The organism is uncultured Amaricoccus sp. (genome assembly GCF_937858865.1).
Lineage (GTDB): Bacteria > Pseudomonadota > Alphaproteobacteria > Rhodobacterales > Rhodobacteraceae > Amaricoccus.
The window spans coordinates 1-2000 of record NZ_CALLYO010000578.1; the positions used below are offsets into that span (position 1 = coordinate 1).

The window sequence follows — 2000 nt, forward strand, 5'->3', positions numbered from 1 at the left end:
CCGTCGAGGACCGAGGCGTCGAGGGTCAGCGTCTGGCCGGCGGCGAGCTCGATCCGGTCCTGGCGGGCGAGGACGGGGTCGTTGGCGCGAACGGGGATCGTCAGGCGCTTGCTCAGGCGCTGGCCCGCGGGCGTGACGGTCTCGACGGTCAGGGCGTGGTCGCCTGGGGTGGTGCCGGCGAGGGCCGCGTCTAAGGTCAGGCGGCCGTTCTCGCCGAGCGTGCCGGTGAAGCTGCCGCCCTGCGGCAGGAGGCCGGGGTCGGCGGCGGTGACCGTGACCGCGACCTCGCCCGTGGGGCCGGTGGCGTGGGCGAGGTCGAGGCGCAGGCGCGTCGCGTCGCCGGGGGCGAGGAAGCGCGGCAGGCTCGCCTGCACCACCACCGGGTCGCGGACCAGCCAGTCCTTCGTCGCCTGGCCGACGCCGTCCGCGGTCCAGGCGACGGCCATCAGGCGGATCGTGCCGTTGAAGTCGGGGAGCGCGACGGGTGCACGCACCCGGCCTTCGGCGTCGGCCTCGAGCATGCCGGAGAAGCTGGCGACGAGCTCCTCGGTCGGGGGCGGGGCGCGGAAGCCGAGGCCGGCGTCGCCGCCGGAGCGCAGGCGGCCGGGGGTGCCCGAGAGGCCGTCGATGAGGCGGCCGTAGACGTCGCGCATCTCGACGCCGAGGCGGCGCTGGCCGAAATAGTGGCCGTCCGGATCGGGCGGCTCGAAGCCGGTCAGGTTCAGGATGCCGACGTCGACGGCGGCGACGGTGGCATAGGCGCGGGCGCCGGGCGCGAGCCCGTCGATCTTCAGCACGGCCGCGGTCACGCCGCGGGGCGCGGCGTCGTCCCCGCCCTCGAAGGCGACGGCGAGGCGCCGCGGGCCGGGGTCGACCGGTGCCCAGGCGAGGCCGATGGCGCGGGCCGGGTTGCGGCCGGCGGCGACGTCCATCGGGCGGATCAGGGTCGCGGTGACGTAGGCGCCGGCGCCCCAGGCGTCGGTGACGGGCAGGTCGACGACGGTCTCGCCGGCCTCGACGGCGAGGATGCGGCTCTCGATCAGGCGATCGCCCATGACGGCGACGAGGAGTGCGCCGGGGTTCGGCGCGACGACGCGGGCGCGGGCGGTGTCGCCGGGGGCGTAGGCAGCGCGGTCGAGGGAGAGGGCGAGGAGGTCGGGCGTTTCCGAACCGGCGCCGGCGGCGCCCCAGCCCGCGTCGAAGCCCACGCTTGTTGCGATGTAGCGGCCGTCGGTCGCCGCCAGCGCCAGCTCGTAGCGGCCCCAGTCGACGGGCATGTCGAGGCGCAGCGGCGCGCCGGCCGTCAGGTCGACGGTGCCGTTCGCGACGCGGCTCCTCCGGGTGATCGGCTCGTAGTTCCAGACGCCGTCGGCCTCGTACCACTGGTAGTCGGTCTCGATGCGCGAGAGGGTCCAGCTCACGGCGGCGAGGCTCGCCGGCGCGAGGTCGGCGCCGAGGGCGATCGCCTCGAAGCCGGCGGTGCCGCCCTCGTCGACCGCGCCTTCGAAGAGCGGGCGGACGCCGATCAGCGGTGCGGCGGGGAGGAGCGGGCGGGTCTCGCTGCGCTCGACCGGGCGGCCGGAGCCGTCGCGGACGCGCAGCGTCGCGGTCAGGGTGAGCGGGCGGCTGACCGGGCCGGACTCCGGGACCGCCAGTGGGATCTGCGCCGCACCTGCGGCGTCGGTGGTCGCGGGCGCGAGCGCGGCGTAGCCCGAGGCGAAGGGCTCGTCCTCGAGCCCGAAGAGGAAGCCCGGATGGCCGGGCAGGTCGCGCGCCATCGCGATCCGGGTCTCGCCCTCGAGCGGCAAGTCGGCGCCGGGGGCGCCCCAGAGGAAGTCGGCCTGCGCCGCGAGCGTCGGGGGCGCGGCGGGGTCGATCGCACCCTCGGGAAGGCTCAGCGCCAGGTCGACCCGCTCGGGGGTGAAGTCCTCGACCAGGAAGCTCGCGGTGGCGAGCGGCGGCGCCTCCGGGTCGGCATGCACGGCGAGCCGCCAGCCGCC

General features: G+C 76.8%; 1 protein-coding gene. It reads right to left on the reverse strand.

What is annotated here, in order from left to right:
* Window positions 1-2000: alpha-2-macroglobulin family protein (locus Q0112_RS17160; RefSeq protein WP_297977225.1), on the reverse strand; the 2000-nt coding region annotated here is incomplete at both ends.